Consider the following 19,634-nt stretch of genomic DNA (forward strand, 5'->3'; position numbering starts at 1 on the left):
TATTTTATAAGGATATTACTATTTTTGGGAGATTGCTCTAACAACTCAATACAAACACACTCAAAATGAAAACAACGCTAACAAGCATTATTTTTGCCCTCTTCTTTTTTACTTCATTTGCACAAAATACATCAGAGGAAATTGACCCAATTCAACAATTTATTGAAGCCACAGTTCAGATTCCTTTTCTAGCACAATTCGATAATATACAGGGGGATGTAGAGGTTCGTATTGCTATGGGAGACAACAATTTTCCCGCAAAATATGAAATAGTGAAAAGTTTAAGGAGTGACTGTGATACAGAGGCATTAAGAGTGGTCAAGTTGATTAATCCTAAATACCTTTTAGATAAATTAGGAGCTAAAAAAGTTATAATTCTACAAGTTCCTTTTATTAATTCTCCCCATTTATCTTTCGTTAAAAACTATATTGTAGAATATTTTAATCAAGAAAAGAAGCCTGTTTCAAGAAGTGAAAAACCTAAATATGCTAGGAGATATATGGTAGATACTCTCTCTGGAAAAATCAATGGATATGTTGAAAATTTTATATACAAAGATGTAAATCCTGAATTAATTGAAATAGTAAAACTTTACATAGACACATGTGATAGCCATTGTTCTGAATTATTGGTGTCTCCAACAGATTTAATGAAGATTTATAGAAGAGATACATACTCTGATTTTATTTATCCATCAGTTACCCAAGCTTTTTATCAAAACGGAAGACTTGCGGACAAAAACCTCAATGACAGAATATATAGATATTATCCAAGTGGGAGTATTGCGAGTGTTAGTAGTAGAATAAAAGAAGACAAAAATGAAGGTATAAAAACAATAAAATGGTATGCTAACGGATTAATGGCTTCTATTTCAATTAATATTCAAGATAAAACTGAAACTTATGAGGGATTTATTTCGGTTTGGGATTCATTAGGGAAACAAACAGTTAAAGATGGAGAAGGTTTCTACGAATACTCGAAAAGAGATCAAAATGGATTGATTCATTATTCTGGTTCGATTAAAGGAGGTTTTAAACACGGTAAATGGAAAGGGCGAAATTCATTAGGCGAAATTTTATTTGAAGAGAATTATCAAGATGGGGAATGTTTGAATGGTTTTTCTTTGGTAGAAGGAAATAAATATGAGTACACGAATCCAATTGAGAAGGCCGAATATAGTGGCGGTACTACGGGTTTTATTCGACATTTACAGTTGAATCTGAAATATCCAGGCAGTGCTCAACGGAATAATGTACAAGGCAAAGTTTATGTTCAATTTACTGTTTGTACAGATGGAACCTTGTGTGACTATAATGTATTAAAAGGCATTGGTTTTGGTTGTGATCAAGAGGCCGTGAGAATTATTCGACTTATGAATGGGAAATGGCTTTCAGGGAAAGTAAGAGGTAAAGAAGCTAACACACAGATTATTTTACCATTCAACTTTAAATTGGCTGAATGAAAATTATTTACTATTTAACGATAAAATAATTAATTCTTTTCTCTAATTATATTCTAGCGCGGGGGTAATTCTCCAAAATAAAAACCCACATGTAATGCTTGAATCAAATACATGTGGGTTTATCATAGTCGATTTCAACAACCTATCTCCAAGCCTTATAAGCATTAATCAACGCATTGGTTGAAGAATCATGTGAAGTGATACTCTCTTCACTTGTAAGTTCAGGTAAAATTTTGTTAGCCAACTGCTTGCCTAATTCTACACCCCACTGGTCAAAGCTATAAATATTCCAGATTACCCCTTGTACAAAGATTTTGTGTTCGTACATGGCTACTAAACTACCCAAAGTACGTGGTGTTAGTTGTTTGAACAAAATAGAGTTTGTCGGGCGATTTCCTTTGAATACTTTGAAGGGTGCTAATTCAGCAATTTCTTCGTCAGATTTTCCTGCTTTCTTAAATTCAGCAACTACTTCATCTAATGTTTTACCATTCATCAAAGCTTCTGTTTGTGCAAAGAAGTTTGATAATAACAATGTATGATGATTACCAATTGGGTTATGAGAAACAGCTGGTGCTAAAAAGTCGCAAGGAACTAATTTTGTGCCTTGGTGAATCAATTGATAAAAAGCATGTTGACCATTCGTGCCTGGTTCTCCCCAAATGATTGGACCTGTTTGATATGAAACCTCCTTACCATCACGCCCCACATATTTCCCATTCGATTCCATATCTCCCTGTTGGAAATAAGCCGCAAAACGGTGCATGTATTGGTCATAAGGAAGGATTGCTTGGGTATCTGCTCCGAAGAAATTATTATACCAAATTCCCAATAAAGCTAAAATTACTGGAATGTTTTCACTGAAATCTGCTGTACGGAAGTGCTTGTCCATGGCATGAGCACCCTCTAATAATTCAACGAAGTTTTCAAATCCAATTGATAAAACGATTGATAAGCCAATAGCAGACCATAACGAATAACGTCCACCAACCCAATCCCAGAAACCAAACATATTATCAGCATCAATACCAAATTCTACTACTGATTTTTCGTTGGTAGAAATTGCCACAAAGTGTTTTGCTACATCTTCAATCGAACCACCATTTTCCAAGAACCAGTTACGCGCCGAATGAGCATTAGCCATGGTTTCTTGCGTAGTAAATGTCTTAGACGCAATCAAGAAAAGGGTAGTAGCTGGATTTACTTTTTTCAACACTTCGGCGATATGCGTACCATCTACGTTCGAAACAAAGTGTAAATTCAAATGATTTTTATAAGGCTTCAAGGCTTCTGTAACCATTACTGGGCCTAAATCCGAACCCCCAATACCAATATTCACCACGTCTGTAATGGCTTCGCCTGAATATCCTTTCCAAGCACCAGAAATTACTTTTTCAGAAAAACCTTTCATCTTCTCTAAAACAGCATTTACATCAGGCATGATTTCCTTTCCATCTACACCAATCGGAGCATTAGAACGGTTTCTTAGGGCAACGTGCAATACAGCACGCTTTTCAGTTTGGTTAATCGTATCGCCTGTAAACATTCTTTCGATGGCATCGTCCAATTCACATTCATTGGCCAAAGCCACTAAGATAGCTTTTGTTTTTTCGTTGAGTATGTTTTTAGAATAATCCACAAGAATGTCTTCAAAACGAATTGAGAATTTATCAAAACGTTCGGCATCATTTGCGAAGAGTTCTTTTATAGAAGTAGTATCAATTTCAGATTTGTGCTTTGTCAGTAAAGAAAAAGCATGAGTTTGGTCGAAAGGAACAGATTTTAACATAATTGCTTTTGTTATTTTTAAGTAATAATTTCTGGTTATACTCACAAAAGTACAAAAGACTGCTGAATTAGTAGAGATAAAGCCTTTAGGATTTTGTTAAGAAGATAATTAATGTTAGCATAAAAATCAAATGACAGTACTTTATTGATAATGGTCGCTACATCTCTGAATTACATTATCTAAATTGCCTTTTTGTTAAGCTTTAATTTTAATTCTTAAATATTTGTAAATGTAATTTTCTGTTAATCAATGTGTTGTTAAGATGTTTAATAAAAGAGTTAAGTCTTTATTCAAAAAAAGACGAAATACTTCGCCGAAAATTCTCTAACTTTGTATCCCGTAACTAAGGGTTGCGGAACTCCATTCTTCCTCTGTACAATTTTTGTGCACATCCTCTTAGAAAAATTCAAACTTCAATTTTATTACAATGTCAGGTAAAGGGCAACCTAAAACCGCAAAATATATTTTCGTTACGGGCGGTGTAACTTCATCTTTAGGAAAAGGAATTATTGCTTCATCATTAGCTAAATTATTACAGGCTAGAGGGCTATCAGTAACTATCCAAAAATTGGATCCATATATCAATATTGATCCGGGAACGTTAAACCCTTATGAGCATGGTGAGTGTTATGTAACCAACGACGGAGCGGAAACGGATCTTGATTTGGGTCATTATGAGCGTTTTTTGGGCGTGCCTACTTCACAGGGGAATAACATTACCACAGGTAGGGTTTATTTTAATGTAATTACAAAAGAACGTCGTGGTGATTATTTAGGGAAAACTGTTCAAGTAGTTCCGCATATCACTGACGAAATCAAACAAAATATTCTTTTGTTGGGTGCTACGGGACAATATGATATTGTCATTACTGAATTAGGAGGCTGTGTGGGTGATATCGAATCTCTACCATTTATCGAGGCTGCTCGTCAGTTAAAATGGGATTTAGGAGAGAAAAATACGCTTTTTATTCACCTTACCTTAGTACCTTATATCGCTGCTGCGGGTGAATTGAAAACTAAGCCGACACAACACTCAGTACGTGCTTTGTCTGAATATGGAATCCAGCCAGATATTATTGTTTGTCGTACAGAACATCCAATTCCACAGGAAATGCGTCGTAAAATCGCTCTTTTCTGTAATGTTTCGCCAAATGATGTAATCGAAGCGATGGATGCAGAAACGATTTATGATGTGCCTTTGTTGATGCGTAAAGAGAAACTAGATCAACGTGCTTTATATAAATTAGATATTTATAATGATAAAGACGCTGACTTAGAACAATGGAAGAATTTCTTAGGCAAACTTAAAAACCCAACGGAACAAGTTACCATCGGTTTGGTGGGTAAATATGTTGAACTGAAAGACTCTTATAAATCTATTTCAGAAGGATTGATTCATGCAGGAGCCGTAAATGAAACGAAGGTAAATGTAATTTGGATTTCTTCTGAAAACTTAGTGGAAGGTGATTATCGCAAGAAACTAGAAAGCCTTGATGGTATTTTAGTAGCCCCAGGCTTTGGCGAAAGAGGTATCGAAGGTAAAATCAATGCGGTAAGATATGCTCGTGAAAACAAAATTCCTTTCTTTGGTATTTGTTTAGGGATGCAATGTGCAGTAATTGAATATGCTAGAAATGTAGTTGGTCTAGAAGATGCTCACTCGTCTGAAATGAACAAAGAAACACCATACCCAGTAATTGATTTGATGGAAGAACAAAAATCTATTACGAACAAAGGAGGAACGATGCGTTTAGGTGCATACTCTTGTAAATTAGAAAAAGGTTCTTTAGCACATCATGTATATGGCAAATTGAACATTCAGGAGCGCCACCGCCACCGTTATGAATTCAACAATGCTTATTTAGAGCGCTTTAAAAATGCAGGAATGGTACCAACAGGTATTAATCCAGATTCTGGTTTAGTAGAAATTGTTGAATTAAAAGACCACCCATTCTTTATCGGTGTGCAGTTTCACCCAGAGTACAAATCGAATGTAGCAAACCCTGCTCCATTATTTGTACACTTTGTAAAAGCTGCTTTGAAGAATGCTATTCCTTTGATGAAAGGAAGTTCTAAGTAACCTTTTATCATTTAAAATGATTTAATAAAAGATAAGTCGTAATTTTGCACCGCTAAAGTCAAAAGCTTTGGCGGTTTTATTTGATGCAAAGTTTTTAAATTTCGTTCAGGTTTTTAGGAAAATAAATACTTAGAGAATAAAACCGACAACAATAATAGATAACCGATGAGTGTATAACCGCACAAAACTCGAAAAAAAGACAAATTTACTAAAATAATGATGGACAAAAATCAAGTAACGGGGCTGTTGTTGATAATGGCGATGTTGCTGGGATACCAGTTTTTCCTAGCCCCTAAGGTTGAACCTGAAAAAGCACCTGAGAAAGCTAAAGTAGCCCAAACTGCCACTGTACATAAAGTTGCAACGGTGGATTCAGTTGCTTTAAAAGCTGCCGCTGGCGATTTCGCATCGGCTGCCATAGGTACTGCACAAGAACTTGTTTTAGAAAATAAAGACATTAAAGTAGTGTTCTCTACTTTAGGTGGTAAAGTAAAACAAGTATTATTAAAGAATTACGAGACTTACAATTCATTTGCTAGCCAGAAAAAAGAACCACTTGTAATTTTTGATGAGGCTTTTGACAAAGTAACTTTTGATCTTCCTACTACGAAAGGAAATGTTGATTTGAATAAATTGTACTTTACTACTGCTTCTAAAGGTGGAGTGGTTGCAGAAGGACAATCGCAAAAAGTTAGCTTTACTTTAAACTTAGCAAGCGGACAAAGTATAGAACAGACTTATACACTAGGCGGAGAAGGCTTTTTGTTAGACCAAGATGTGAAACTACAAGGGTTGGATGGTTTATTGAAAAACGAATCAGCTAAATTAAACTGGATTGAAAATGTTCGTCCAACCGAGAAAGATTTAACAGAAAACCGTAAAGCTACTGTCAATTACTTATTGAACGAAGATGAGGATTTTGACCAATTGGCAGAAACACCAACGGGTTCAAAAGAAGAATCGTTAGATAAGCCTTTGAAATGGGTTTCATTCAAGAAAAAATACTTCTTATCGGGCTTTATTACTAAAAATGCACCTATCCAAAAAGCACAGATTGTAGCTACTGCTAACGAAACAGATTCAGTTAATATCAAGACATTGAGAGCTAACATGGATTTGGATTTGGCAGACTTAAAATCAGGCAAAGGAAATTATCAATGGTATTTTGGTCCTAACGATTATAATATCATCAAAAATGTAGCACCGGGCTTCGGGAAAAACGTAAAATTGAGTTATGATATTTTCTTGCCAATTACACGTTATGTATTCGTTCCGCTTTTTAATGTGTTAGAAACAGTATTCAGTAATTACGGTTTGTTAATTATTGCGTTAGTATTAATCATCAAATTTGCGTTATTACCACTTACTTATAAGTCGTATGTAAGCATGGCTAAAATGAGAATTTTACAGCCAGAATTGAATGCTATCAAAGAGAAAGTAGGAGATGATGCAGCGGCACAACAGCAAGCACAAATGAAATTGTATGGCGAAGTAGGCGTAAGTCCGCTGAGTGGCTGTGTTCCTGTCTTAGCTACGATGCCAGTATTGATGGCGGTATTTATGTTGTTCCCCAACTTGATTAACTTGCGTCAGCAATCGTTCTTATGGGCAAATGACCTTTCTACTTTTGACTCTATCGCTACTCTACCGTTCAGTATTCCATTGTATGGTAACCACATCAGTTTGTTTACCTTATTGATGACGCTCTCAAGTATTGCTTATGGTTATTATAACAACCAAAATACGCCAGACCAAACAGGACAACCGATTGACATGAAGAAAATGGCTTATGTTACCCCAGTAATATTCATGTTCGTAATGAACTCGTTGCCTGCTGGTATGAGCTTCTATTATTTTGTTTCTAACTTAGTAACTATCGGTCAACAAATAGGTATTCGTAAGTTTGTAGATGAAGATAAAATCAAAGCAGTTTTAGAAGAAAATCGTAAGAAAATTGCTGCTGGTGGTGTGAAGAAATCTCGTTTCTCAGAATACATTTCTAAGCAAATGAAGGCTGTTGAAGAAACACAAAAAACTCAGCAAGCTGACCCTAAGAAAAAGAAGAAATAGGCATAGCCTTATTGTTGGGAACATAACTATAAATGAAATGTTTGCTTAAACATCAACATATATCAATTAAAAAAGCGGTTAGAAACTAGTTTTCCGACCGCTTTTTTGATGCTAAATCAGGAATTTATCATGGTTAAAATCCCCTTTGATAGAGTGATTTTTATCAAAATTGCATCGATAAAATACCTACTTAATACATTAATTCATCATTTACAGCCTTAGGATTAGTGCCATATTGATTATCAAAAGGTTCTCCTTCAGTAACCAATAGAACGAGTAACCATATTACTCCAGCAAAGGGGATCAATACAATTAAGAAATACCAGCCACTTTTACCAATATCGTGTAGTCTTCGTGATAATACGGCTAAACCTGGAATAAGGGTCGCTAGTGCATACAAACCATAAATTGGTCCATATCCTAATAATGGGCTTGCTGTACCCAAAACGTTATCAACAATAACGGCAACAAATGCAAATAGCATATTGAATAAAAAATAATACCAGTATTCACTTCTTCTGGCTCTGCCTCTAAATGTAGCGTAGTTTTGTAAAACTTGTAAATAATAATTCATTTGAATAGTATAGATTATGTGTTTTCTCTACTCATTTGGCTTTTCGATTACGCCCCGTTTTATGATGGTCTCTGGTCTCCATAGTCTATAATAAAATTTGGTAATACTAAATGGCGAGCAATTATAAATTTTTATATTGTCCTACTTCTTCTTTAGGATTTGTACCATATTCATTTTCACCTGCGTTGCCTTCTGAAACTAATAATACAAATAGCCATACTGCTCCTATAAATGGGATAAGTGCAATTAAACAGAACCATCCACTTTTTCCTACATCGTGAAGTCTTCTAACCAAGACCCCTAGACCAGGTGAAAATATACCCAATGAGTATAATAAAGTAATAGGGCCATAACCAATAAGTGGCATAGCGATACCAAAAATATGGTCTGCTATCAGCGCTATAAATGAAAAAAATAAGTTAACAAACATAAAATTCCAATATTCACTCCGTCTAGCTCTACCCGTGAAAACTGCATAATTTTGTATAACTTTTAAGTAGTAATTCATATAATTTATAGTTGATTGGTTACCCGTTAGTTTTTATCGTAGACGCTCGTCTCCACAGCATGAAAACTAAGAAAATGATAATTATATAAAATAAGCGTTAAAAATTCTACCGATGACAGGGACATTAATGGGGGAAAATAAGCAAGCAGAATGAAAAAACACTTGCTTTATATTTTGGCTATTTTGGCATATTTATTTGATAATACATTACTTGGTCGTTTATAAGTGCTAGAAAATGAATAACATACACACAGCATATTATTTGATTTTATAAACATAGTAAAAAGATTATTGAATAACAAAAATATTTTGAAGCTTATGATAGGTGAATAATAATAGGGTTTACTAGCTTATTTTAAACATTCTAGTCAGGATACAAATTATTAGCTTATTTGCTCATTTTCTTTATCTTTGTTAGGTATCAACATTCATCAATAATCCTTACAATACTCTATGAAGCTATTTTTGTTAAGTATTTTGCATATCCTGACTTTGTCAAATAAACCTGATTCACTTGAAAATAGTCCTCCTCAAGAACGTTTACAAAAATATGTTAATGGTTTAGCTACTACGCCGTTTATGACAAATGGGATGGTGGGGGTATGTATCAAATCAGTTACCAATAATAAAGTATTAATAGAATACAATGCCCAGAAAAGTCTTGCTCCAGCTTCCACTTTAAAACTAATTACGTCTGCTACAGCATTATCAACCTTAGGTGAAGATTATACTTATACTACTAAGTTAGATTATAGCGGACAAATTACAGATTCTATATTAGTTGGTAATATTATCATCAAAGGTGCTGGCGACCCCTCTTTCGGAAGTGGACGAATAGATAAACAAATGGATTATAAGATTTTGTTTGAGAGTTGGGCACAAAAAATCAAGGCTTTAGGGATTAAAGAAATTAGAGGAAGGGTATTTGCCGATGGTAGTTTGTTTGAAGAAAATGTATTGCCCGATACGTGGATTTGGGGAGATATTGGGAATTATTATGGAGCAGGGGCATATGGATTAAACATCAATGAAAATTTATTTTATGCTACGTTCAAGCCAAGTACTTATCTAGCAGAGGCTTCTTTGATAAAAACTATTCCAGACCTACCATATTATCAGAAAATCAATAGGGTACAAACAGATAAGCCTCATACTGGTGACCAAGTAAATATATACAGTACGCCTTATCAAGATATTTTGGTGATGCAAGGCTATGTACCAGCAGGGGATACTTTTTCCGTAAAAGGCTCTATTCCCGACCCGCCTTTGTTTGCAGCCTATTTCTTACAGAAAAAACTGGAGGAGTTAGGCATCAAGGTAAATGAAAGTCCGCTGTCATCTATGGAAGTAAGTAAAAAAAGAATTGTTTTCCAGAAACCGTTTCAAACGATGAATATTGCCAGCTATTCGTCACCAGCACTTAAAGAGCTAGCCAAAGCGTGTAACTACCAAAGTATTAATTTATATGCGGAGGCTTTTTTGAAGACCTTCTCTGTGTCTTATTCATTCGGTAACACTACGAAAGATGCTGTAAAAGGGTTGAAACAAATTTGGCAAAACAGAGGACTTAATTTATCGGGCTTTAATGTAAAAGATGGGAGTGGTCTATCACCTACGAATAGTCTTACACCTGCCAACATGACAGATATTTTGAAAGCCATGTACAGTGAAAACTCATTTAAAGCCTTTTATGAGTCTATTCCTGTGGTCGGCGAATCGGGAACGGTAGCTCATTTAGGGAAAAAAACAAAAGCTGTTGGTAATGTTAGGGCAAAGAGTGGCTCAATTGAAGGAGTAAGGGCTTATGCTGGATATTTTACAGCGAAGAATGGAGAATTAATGTGCTTTTCGTTGATACTGAATAAATATAATTCAGATTATGGTTCAGCGACAAAAGAGTTAGAAAAGTTGATGATGATGATGGTGGAGTTGTGAAAATTAGTTGTGATTTAGTGAATTGTGATTTAGTGATTGGATGAAAGATAACATAATTAAAAGAAAAATCCGTTATCTATTAATTGTTATCCCTTAGGATTGACAATTAATAAATAACGGATAACAGCTTATCAATAAGATTAATCTAATTTCAAAACAGCCATGAATGCTTCTTGTGGAATTTCTACGTTTCCTACTTGACGCATACGTTTTTTACCTTTTTTCTGTTTCTCTAATAATTTTCTTTTACGAGAAATATCACCACCATAACATTTTGCAGTTACGTCTTTTCTTAACGCCTTCACTGTTTCACGAGCAATGATTTTTTGTCCGATAGCAGCTTGAATAGCAATGTCAAATTGTTGTCTTGGTAACAATTCACGCAATTTTTCACAAAGACGTTTACCCCATTCATAAGCTTTATCGCGGTGTACGATGGCAGACAGTGCATCTACTTTTTCACCATTCAGCATCACGTCTAGCTTCACCATTTCGCCTTCTTCATAGCCTTTGTATTCATAATCCAAAGAAGCATAACCACGAGAAATAGTCTTTAATTTATCAAAGAAATCGAATACAACTTCTGAAAGTGGTAAGTCGAATTGCAATTCTACACGGTCGGAAGTAAGGTAAATTTGGTTTGAAAGAACTCCTCGTTTATCCAAACACAATTTCATGATACCACCTACATAATCAGATTTAGTAATGATTTGTGCTTTAATGATTGGCTCTTCAACATGGTCAATCAAGTTAGGCTCAGGGAGTTCTGAAGGAGCAGATACCCATAGCTCATCACCATTTGTTAATTTAACATTGAATTTCACCGAAGGAACGGTAGTAATTACGGTCATGTTAAATTCACGCTCTAAACGTTCTTGGACAATCTCCATGTGTAGCATTCCTAGAAAACCACAACGGAAACCAAAGCCTAAGGCCATAGATGTTTCTGGTTCCCATACTAAGGAAGCATCGTTTAATTGAAGTTTGCCCATTGCATCACGCAAATCTTCAAATTCAGTAGTCTCAACAGGATAAATACCTGCGAAAACCATTGGCTTTACTTCTTCAAAACCATGAATAGATTCTTTACAAGGACGGTCACGGTGAGTAATCGTATCACCAACTTTTACTTCTTTAGCTTCTTTGATACCAGAAATTAAATATCCTACGTCACCAGCCTTGATAGATAGTTTAGGTTCTTTTTCTAAACGAAGTGTACCAATTTCATCCGCAAAATATTCTTTGCCCGTAGCAATGAATTTTACTTTATCACCTTTTTTGATTTCTCCGTTAAATACTCTAAACATTACTTCAATACCACGGTATGAATTAAATTCAGAGTCGAATATTAACGCTTGAAGTTCAGCGGCAGGGTCACCTTTAGGAGCAGGGATTCTTTCGACTACGGCAACCAAAATATCTTCGATACCAATACCTTCTTTACCAGAAGCATGGATGATTGAATCGCGGTCACAGCCTAATAAATCTACAATTTGGTCTTTTACCTCCTCAGGCATTGCCCCTGGTAAGTCAATTTTATTTAATACAGGAATAATCTCTAAGTCATGCCCTAATGCCAAGAAAAGATTCGAGATAGTCTGAGCTTCAATTCCTTGGGCAGCATCCACAATAAGCAAAGCACCCTCACAAGCAGCAATTGATCGTGAAACTTCATAAGAAAAATCCACATGACCAGGTGTATCAATCAAATTAAATACATATTCTTCTCCTTTATAAGGAAAATTCATTTGTATCGCATGCGATTTGATTGTGATACCACGCTCACGCTCCAAGTCCATGTCATCCAGTAATTGAGCTTGCATATCCCGTTTTTGTACAGTATTTGTAAATTCAATTAATCTATCAGCGAGTGTACTCTTTCCGTGATCTATATGGGCAATAATACAAAAGTTACGAATGTTTTTCACGTTATTTATTTTACGGTATTGATTTATTTCATGATGCTGTATAACTTACTCGCCGTAATACAGGTTTTGCTTATACATTTTACAAAATTACGTCCTTAACTTTGAAAAAGATAATAACTAATTAGAAAAGAGATAAGAATAAAACTTGTTTAAGTATTTTTTATCTAAATAAATCAAAAAAGTCATTAAAACTTAAACCGCCATGAAGATTACTCCAGAAATTTCCCCTCTGGTGGAATACCTCAATAAGTTTGTGGTACTCTCTGAAAGGGAAGTAAAATCATTTTTGAGTAAAGTGCAGTACAAAACTTGCAAGAAAGGAGACATCCTGCTTAAAGAAGGAGATGTATGTAATGAAATTTATTTCATTTTACAGGGAACACTAAGGGCTTATACTAAAGTTACTGGTGAACACAACAGAACCTTCAATTTCGCCTTTGATGGAACTATATTTACCGAGCAAGTGAGTTTTGCATTACAACAACCTTCGACAGACTATCTAGATGCCTTAGAAGATTGTAAGTTATTGTATATTACTTATGAACGGCTAACATGGCTTTTTGAAAAATTCCATGGTTGGGAGCGTGCAGGGAGAATTATCAACCAAATATATTTTTGTGATGAAAGAAATAGAGTACGTTCTTTTATGCTCGATGACGCCACATTGCGCTATAAAAAACTACTTATTGAATTCCCTGCTGTTGAAAAGAAGATTCCTCAACATATCATTGCTTCTTATCTAAACATTACCCCACAGTCGTTGAGTAGATTAAAAAAAGTGCTTTAGCGTGTTGAGTTGTGAATGGTGAGTTATGAGTCTTGAGTTATAATTGCCTGAAATTGATTACCCTCCACGGTAATAAACTTATGGGAAAATCAAATAGAGTGTGTAAGTTTTATGAAAGAGTAAGTACTTTTTTAACTCAAAACTCATCACTCACAACCCAAAACTAAGAAACCACCCACTGCATCATTAATCCTGTTAAATAACCACAATAAGTACCTAGTGCATACCCTAGAATAGCAAGTAAGACACCTACTGATGCCAGAGAGGGGTGAAAAGCTGCTGCCACTACCGAAGCAGAAGCCGCCCCGCCTACATTAGCTTGTGAACCAACTGCTGTAAAAAAGTAGGGTGCTTTGGTAAGATATGCAGCAATCACTGTGAAGCTAGCATGAAACAACATCCAGATAATGCCTACTAGAAAAAGCTGTGGTTTTTCTAAAGCAGCAAAGATGTTCATTTTCATGCCAATAGTGGCGATTAAAATAAATAAGAATATCGACCCAAATTTAGAAGCTCCTACATCCTCAATTTGCCTCGCTTTAGTTTGCGAGAGTATTAAACCAAAGATTGTCACTAAGGAAATAACCCAGAATGAAGAGGAGGTAAGGCTGAATTTTTTAAGTGCTGGGTAATTGTTTTCTATAGAAGGGACTATTATGTCCGAACAAGCATGCGCTACTGCTGTAGCACCAAAACCAATAAATAATATTAAAAGTATATCATGTACCGTTGGATTTCTAGCATTTTCTTTGGCTCTGTTTTCAATTTTTATTCGTACATCATCTACTGCACTAGTATCTGCCTGGAACCATTTGTCGATTTTAGTTGCGTGTCCTACACCATACAGTAATAATGCCAACCAAAGCTCGGCTGTAAGTACATCAATGGCAATTGCCTGAGAAAATATTTCGGCAGGTGGATTAAACACTTCTCTTAATGCCGTTTGATTGGCACTTCCGCCAATCCAACTTCCTGCGATGGTAGCTAGTCCTCTCCAAGTGTCACCTGCTACCGTTTCAGGACTAATCATTTTGACTATCCAAAGAGAAGCTGGTCCTCCAATCATTATACCCAAAGTACCTGCCAAAAAAACAATAATAGCTTTTCCACCTAATTGTTTTAGTGCATTAAAATCAATGCTGATGGTGAAATATAACAAACAGGCTGGGAGCAAATATTTGGAGGCTACATCGTATAATTTAGAGTGTTCACCATCAACAATATTAAAGGCATTTAGTAAACCCGGAACAAAATAACAAACTAAAATACTGGGAAAGAAAGTATAAAAGCGTTTCCAAAAACGATTTTCGAGGGATGAGGTATAAAAGGTAAAATAAATGATACCCAATAATAATCCGAAGATTACGGCATCGTTTGTAATAAATGTTTGTTGCATAATGAAGGTTGATAATATTCAACAAATTTAAGTTCTTTTCGTAATTTGCAAGATAGTGATTAGAAAATAGACATAAGACACAAGAAATAAGATTTTTAAACAGCAGTATGTGTTAATTTGTTGTTCTTGTTTCTAAAGTCTGGCTTCTTGTGTCTCGACGAATACAATATCTCATGCAAAGCCCTAAATTTAAAATATATTCTTCTTCTGCAGGTTCGGGAAAAACCTATACTTTGGCAAAGGAGTACATCAAATTAGCTCTTAGAACTACTTCTCCTTTTTATTTCAATCATATTCTGGCGGTTACTTTTACCAATAAGGCCGCAGGTGAGATGAAAGAGAGAATCTTGAAATATCTTCATCAATTTGCGAGTGATGACCCACAAGACCAAGAGGATTCAAAAGGAATTTTTGAACAAATTTTAGATGAATTACAACAAGAAGGGATTGATATTGATGAAGAGGAATTACGAATCAGAGCTTCAAAGACTTTTAAGCATATTATCCATGAATATGCCAATTTTTCTGTTTCTACGATAGATTCCTTTGTTCAAAAAATAGTAGCAGCTTTTACGGAAGAATTAGACTTTCCATTCAATTTCGAGGTAAGTCTCGATTCTGAAGTATTGCTTGATGCGGCTGTGGAGCAATTATTACAAAAAGTAAATACCGAACATTTCGAACAGATTACGTTGTCTATCCGAAGCTTTGCGATGGAAAAAGCAGATGAAGGCAAATCTTGGAATGGCTTGGCGGATGAATTGTCTATTTTTGGAAAAAGCCTTTTGTCTGATCAACACCAAGATGCTATCGACAAAATTGCGGATTTAGAAGCGGAGGATTTTTTACTGATAGAAGAACAGCTAAAAGCTTTCTGTGAACACCTTGAGACTAAGATTAAAACCATTGCTCAGATAGCATTAGAAAGTATTGCATCAGCGGGATTAGATGTAATGGATTTTTATCAGAGTAGGTCGGGCGTAGGGATTTTTTTTAAGAAATTAGAAAGTGATGTTTTTACTTCGGCTAATTCTTATGTAAAAAAGGCAATTGATGAAAACCTTTGGTACTCAAAATCTCAAAAGACTGGCATTAAAGTTATTATCGATGGTATTGCTGATGAATTGGGGATTTACCTGAATAGCGTTTTTACAATTCAAGAAACTGAGAGAGCAAAATATGTTCTTTTTAAAGAGATTCTTAAGCAGACAAAAAAACTGGCTTTACTCAGTCAGCTAAAAAAAGAGATTGCCTCTATTCAGAACGAAAGTGGGCAAATTCACATTTCAGAATTTAATAGGAAAATCTTTGAGATTGTAATGAAAGAACCCATCCCGTTTGTTTACGAGCGACTGGGCGAAAAATATAACCACATCCTGATTGATGAATTTCAGGATACTTCTACGCTACAATGGCATAATTTCTTGCCTTTGGTTGAAAACTCTTTGGCCAATGGGCATTTTAATTTAGCTGTGGGCGATGCCAAGCAGTCTATCTATCGTTTCAGAGGAGGCGAAATGGAATTGATTGTGCATTTGCACAAAGACAATCTAGAAAGATTGATAATAGGAAATGAAGACAATGATTTTTTGGTGGAAAGATACGCCAGTATTCGTCCATACCTAAAACCCGAAAACCTAAGTACCAATTATAGAAGTACACAGGAAGTAATTACGTTTAATAACGACTTGTTTAACTTCATTAAGGCATCTCCCGAAAATGAAAGCATTGCACCATCACTACCAATGGTCTATGATGAATTCTTTGCACAGCAAGTGCCAGCTAATCCCAAAACTGGCGGGCATGTAGAGATTGATTTCATGCAAGGAGAAAATGAAGACGAATTGATGTTCGAGCGTATTATGGCATTGATTGAGGAAGTACGAGGGGCAGGATATAACTACGAAGACATCGCGGTATTGTGTAGGAAAAACAAGCATGGTAGAATTATCGCCAATGCCTTGAAAGATGCTAATATTGATGTAATTTCCTCTGATTCACTTAATCTAAATGCCTCTGATGCAGTTAATTTAGTCGTTTCTTTGATGAAAGTGATTCAAAATCCTGATAATACTTTATCGAAATATGAGGCCATTTATTTATTCTATCGGGTAGTGTTGAACAAAATTCCTGATACAGACGATAATCAAATTATCAAGCAATCTATTGAATCGGGGGATATTGCTTTGTTTTATCAATTGATTGAAAATCAAGGATATTCCTTAGAGTCTTTTGCTTTGCAACAAATGGCTTTGTATGAAATTGCTGAGAAAATCATCAATACTTTCTTCCTTTTTGAGCATCATAAAGCCTTAGATTTTCTCTTTAGGTTCTTGGATGTAATTCTGGAATTTCAGACTAAAAAGAGTACACACCTTACCGATTTTTTGCAGTTTTGGGAAATAAAAAAGGAAACGCTTTCTATCTCTACCCCCGAAGGACAAGCAGCCGTGACTGTAATGAGTATTCATAAATCGAAAGGACTGGAATTCCCTGTGGTAATCATTCCTTATTGCAATTGGAGTACGAAAACCAACCATAGTACACAGATTTGGGCAGACTTGCCAGAGGAGGATGAATTGATTGTTGTTAGCGGTACTGCACAAAAAACTTTAAAGAATGCACCGCTGAAGATGTCCCAGGCGTTAGAACAAACTTTTGTAGTGGGTCAATATAAAGCCGAAAAAGAAAAAACCTTTTTAGAAAGCTTGAATATGCTGTATGTAGGGTTGACACGCCCCACTGATAGACTTTATTTGATTGTAAAGAAAAATGTGAAAGATTTCAGTAAAACAGTTGGAAATCAGCTATATCAATTTGTCAATTGTCCGTTTATTGAGGAAGGAGAGAATCATTTTGAGGTTGTTTATCAAGGAACAAATAAGCCCATAAAAGCTAAGAAAGAAAAAAAGGAAGCGTTGATTGAAATTAGTGCAATCACCAGTTTTGAACGGAGCAATAAAGTCAGGCTACGACAAAGTGCTGAACGTCTTTTTGACTTAAAAACCTTCGAGAAAAGTAAAGATTATGGCAATAAGGTCCATGCAGCCTTTGCCAAAATAAAAACGTATCATGATACTGATTATGCCCTACAAGAAATTCTTAGAGAGGGATTGATTATCGCTTCGGAAATAGAAGGGCTAAAGCGGACCTTGGAAAATATCATGAGTTTACCCAATATCAAGCCACTTTTTGAGGTAGCCGAAGAATCTATCAAGAATGAAAGGGAGATATTAATGCCCAAAGGCAAGCCTCTTCGTCCTGATAGAGTGGTAAGACTAAAAGATAAAATTGTGATTTTGGATTATAAAACAGGCTCAAAATCTGAGTCTCATAAAACCCAAGTACGACAATACATGAATATTTACCGAGAGATGGGGCATATTAATGTAGAAGGAATATTGGTGTATTTGGAAGAAAAAGCCAAAGACGAACAAGTAGTGGAGGTCTTTTGAAAAGATTAAGTTCACCATGTTTTATCGCTAGACAGGGACTTAAGTCCCTGCCTAAGAATGAAGAAGACGAGTGAAAAAAAATGATTTAACTACTAAATCTGTAGTGTAAATGCGTTATACTTATTATATTTGTTCAATATAATTTCTTATTGAGGTTATACGTTCATCAATAATTTAAACTAAAATTCCTCTTCATGAAAAAACTATTTTTCACAGTTTTATGTGCATTGCCTTTATTAACAAATGCACAAAGCCCTGCAAAACCTACTATTCAAGTAAAAGGTACAATTAAAAATGTTAAAGATACTATCGATATCGTATATGCCACTTATGCAGCGAATGGCAAAAGAGTAACGGATAGTTCGTTGGTTGCTAAAGGAGCATATTCGTTCAAATTGTCTTTGACAGACCCTACTAGGGTACAATTTACGGCAAAAAATACAGCCAATAAAAAAGCTAAATTTGCGCAAAGAAATACAGCAGCTATTTTCCTTGAGCCGGGTATTATTACTGTAGCAAGTGTAGATTCGTTTTCAAATGTTAGCGTAAAAGGTTCAAAATCGCATATCGAGTTTGAAAAATTGAATCTTGCTTCAAAACCTTATGAAACTAAGTTAGAGGCACTTTATAAAAAATACTCAGAGTATTCAAAAAATAAAGAAAAAGCGGCGATGGATAGGGTAGAGGCTTCTATTGATTCATTGGATGAAATACAAAGAGAAAACGTATATGGTAGCTATATCAAGAAAAATCCAAATTCGCCACTAGCACTTTATTCATTAAAGACTTTTGCAGGATATGAAATCATTGTAGAAAAAGTAGAACCACTTTTTAATTTATTACCTGCCACTCTAAAGGCATCACCAGCTGGGGTTGAATTTAAAGAAAAAATTACAACAGCTAAACTTACGGGTATCGGAAGAGAAGCTTTAGATTTTACTCAAAATGATACATTGGGCGTACCTGTAAAACTATCTTCGTTGAGAGGTAAATACCTTTTAATCGACTTTTGGGCTAGCTGGTGTGGACCGTGTAGAAGAGAAAACCCAAATGTGGTAAAAGTATTTAACGAGTTCAAAGACCAAGGTTTCCATATTATTGGTGTTTCTTTAGACCAACCAAATGCTAAAGAAAAATGGTTGAAAGCTATCCATGATGATAAATTGACATGGACTCAGGTTTCTGATTTACAGTTCTGGAATAATGAAGTAGCTAAATTATACGGTATTCAGGCAATTCCACAAAACTTACTATTAGACCCTAACGGAAAAATCATTGCTAAAAACCTGAGAGGAGAAGCATTAAGCAAGAAATTAGAAGCCATCTTTAGCAAAGAAAATGCTAAAAAAGATGAAAAGCCTAAAGGTAAATAAACCTAAGGTATCCCAAACTTAAATTCATGAACATGAGTCATCCCGAATTTTGGGCAAAATTTGTCCACAAGATATTGTGAATGGCTATTCTTATTCTGTAAACATGAGTCATCCCGAATTTTGGGCAAAATTTGTCCACAAGATATTGTGAATGGCTATTCTTATTCTGTAAATCGGTATCGAAGCATTTCGATACCGATTTCCTGTTCTATGACACCAGTGTTTTAATGCTAATTGTATCCAATTTCCCCAGTTATTAATTAAGTACATCAAAAA

Annotated in this window: 12 protein-coding genes; 7 read left to right on the plus strand and 5 right to left on the minus strand. The window is 35.3% G+C overall.

The features are described from left to right. Positions 1–65 precede the first annotated feature (65 nt). Positions 66–1,463, plus strand: coding sequence for an energy transducer TonB (locus tag AC07XN_RS02145; RefSeq protein ID WP_494741876.1), 1,398 nt, complete (start codon positions 66–68; stop codon positions 1,461–1,463). Between the two features lie 142 nt (positions 1,464–1,605). On the opposite strand, the gene pgi is transcribed toward AC07XN_RS02145, so the two are convergent. Beyond that, positions 1,606–3,252 carry a glucose-6-phosphate isomerase gene (gene pgi, locus AC07XN_RS02150; RefSeq protein WP_494741877.1) on the minus strand — a complete coding sequence of 549 codons (1,647 nt, stop codon included), beginning with the start codon at positions 3,250–3,252 and terminating at the stop codon, positions 1,606–1,608. Between the two features lie 427 nt (positions 3,253–3,679). On the opposite strand from pgi, the gene pyrG reads away from it, so the two are divergent. Further along, positions 3,680–5,332 carry a CTP synthase gene (gene pyrG / locus AC07XN_RS02155; protein WP_309918633.1) on the plus strand — a complete coding sequence of 551 codons (1,653 nt, stop codon included), beginning with the start codon at positions 3,680–3,682 and terminating at the stop codon, positions 5,330–5,332. Between the two features lie 216 nt (positions 5,333–5,548). After that, positions 5,549–7,402: a membrane protein insertase YidC gene (gene yidC / locus AC07XN_RS02160; protein ID WP_494741878.1), complete on the plus strand. Its 1,854-nt coding sequence runs from the start codon at positions 5,549–5,551 to the stop codon at positions 7,400–7,402. Between the two features lie 190 nt (positions 7,403–7,592). On the opposite strand, the gene AC07XN_RS02165 is transcribed toward yidC, so the two are convergent. Both AC07XN_RS02165 and AC07XN_RS02170 read right to left on the minus strand, forming a co-directional pair. Further along, positions 7,593–7,976, minus strand: a complete 384-nt coding sequence (locus AC07XN_RS02165; RefSeq protein ID WP_309918638.1) for a DUF805 domain-containing protein — start codon at positions 7,974–7,976, stop codon at positions 7,593–7,595. 121 nt (positions 7,977–8,097) lie between these two features. After that, complete coding sequence (locus tag AC07XN_RS02170; protein ID WP_494741879.1) at positions 8,098–8,484, minus strand: DUF805 domain-containing protein; 387 nt, start codon at positions 8,482–8,484, stop codon at positions 8,098–8,100. A gap of 453 nt (positions 8,485–8,937) precedes the next feature. Here AC07XN_RS02170 and dacB point away from each other — a divergent pair, with 453 nt between their 5' ends. Next, the gene (gene dacB, locus AC07XN_RS02175) at positions 8,938–10,419 is read left to right on the plus strand and encodes a D-alanyl-D-alanine carboxypeptidase/D-alanyl-D-alanine endopeptidase (protein WP_494741880.1); all 1,482 of its coding nucleotides are present in this window, start codon (positions 8,938–8,940) and stop codon (positions 10,417–10,419) included. Between the two features lie 140 nt (positions 10,420–10,559). Here dacB and lepA read toward each other — a convergent pair whose 3' ends face one another. Then, positions 10,560–12,347, minus strand: a complete 1,788-nt coding sequence (gene lepA / locus AC07XN_RS02180) for a translation elongation factor 4 (RefSeq protein WP_309918645.1) — start codon at positions 12,345–12,347, stop codon at positions 10,560–10,562. A gap of 202 nt (positions 12,348–12,549) precedes the next feature. On the opposite strand from lepA, the gene AC07XN_RS02185 reads away from it, so the two are divergent. Further along, on the plus strand, positions 12,550–13,134 hold the full coding sequence (locus tag AC07XN_RS02185) for a Crp/Fnr family transcriptional regulator (protein WP_309918649.1): 585 nt from the start codon (positions 12,550–12,552) through the stop codon (positions 13,132–13,134). Between the two features lie 163 nt (positions 13,135–13,297). On the opposite strand, the gene AC07XN_RS02190 is transcribed toward AC07XN_RS02185, so the two are convergent. After that, positions 13,298–14,530, minus strand: a complete 1,233-nt coding sequence (locus AC07XN_RS02190) for a DUF819 family protein (RefSeq protein WP_494741881.1) — start codon at positions 14,528–14,530, stop codon at positions 13,298–13,300. Between the two features lie 173 nt (positions 14,531–14,703). On the opposite strand from AC07XN_RS02190, the gene AC07XN_RS02195 reads away from it, so the two are divergent. Beyond that, positions 14,704–17,985, plus strand: coding sequence for a UvrD-helicase domain-containing protein (locus AC07XN_RS02195; RefSeq protein ID WP_494741882.1), 3,282 nt, complete (start codon positions 14,704–14,706; stop codon positions 17,983–17,985). 194 nt (positions 17,986–18,179) lie between these two features. Continuing rightward, complete coding sequence (locus AC07XN_RS02200) at positions 18,180–19,358, plus strand: redoxin domain-containing protein (protein WP_494741883.1); 1,179 nt, start codon at positions 18,180–18,182, stop codon at positions 19,356–19,358. The last annotated feature ends 276 nt before the right edge of the window (positions 19,359–19,634 follow it).

It is taken from the genome of Arcicella sp. GW458-12-2-14-TSB2 (assembly GCF_059423785.1).

What these genes read in the sequence shown, in the direction of transcription:
- AC07XN_RS02170 (WP_494741879.1), bottom strand. Translation starts at nt 8,484, where the DNA reads ATGAATTACTACTTAAAAGTTATACAAAATTATGCAGTTTTCACGGGT.
- pyrG (WP_309918633.1), top strand. Translation starts at nt 3,680, where the DNA reads ATGTCAGGTAAAGGGCAACCTAAAACCGCAAAATATATTTTCGTTACG.
- pgi (WP_494741877.1), bottom strand. Translation starts at nt 3,252, where the DNA reads ATGTTAAAATCTGTTCCTTTCGACCAAACTCATGCTTTTTCTTTACTG.
- yidC (WP_494741878.1), top strand. Translation starts at nt 5,549, where the DNA reads ATGATGGACAAAAATCAAGTAACGGGGCTGTTGTTGATAATGGCGATG.
- AC07XN_RS02200 (WP_494741883.1), top strand. Translation starts at nt 18,180, where the DNA reads ATGAAAAAACTATTTTTCACAGTTTTATGTGCATTGCCTTTATTAACA.
- dacB (WP_494741880.1), top strand. Translation starts at nt 8,938, where the DNA reads ATGAAGCTATTTTTGTTAAGTATTTTGCATATCCTGACTTTGTCAAAT.
- AC07XN_RS02190 (WP_494741881.1), bottom strand. Translation starts at nt 14,530, where the DNA reads ATGCAACAAACATTTATTACAAACGATGCCGTAATCTTCGGATTATTA.
- AC07XN_RS02165 (WP_309918638.1), bottom strand. Translation starts at nt 7,976, where the DNA reads ATGAATTATTATTTACAAGTTTTACAAAACTACGCTACATTTAGAGGC.
- AC07XN_RS02195 (WP_494741882.1), top strand. Translation starts at nt 14,704, where the DNA reads ATGCAAAGCCCTAAATTTAAAATATATTCTTCTTCTGCAGGTTCGGGA.
- AC07XN_RS02185 (WP_309918649.1), top strand. Translation starts at nt 12,550, where the DNA reads ATGAAGATTACTCCAGAAATTTCCCCTCTGGTGGAATACCTCAATAAG.
- AC07XN_RS02145 (WP_494741876.1), top strand. Translation starts at nt 66, where the DNA reads ATGAAAACAACGCTAACAAGCATTATTTTTGCCCTCTTCTTTTTTACT.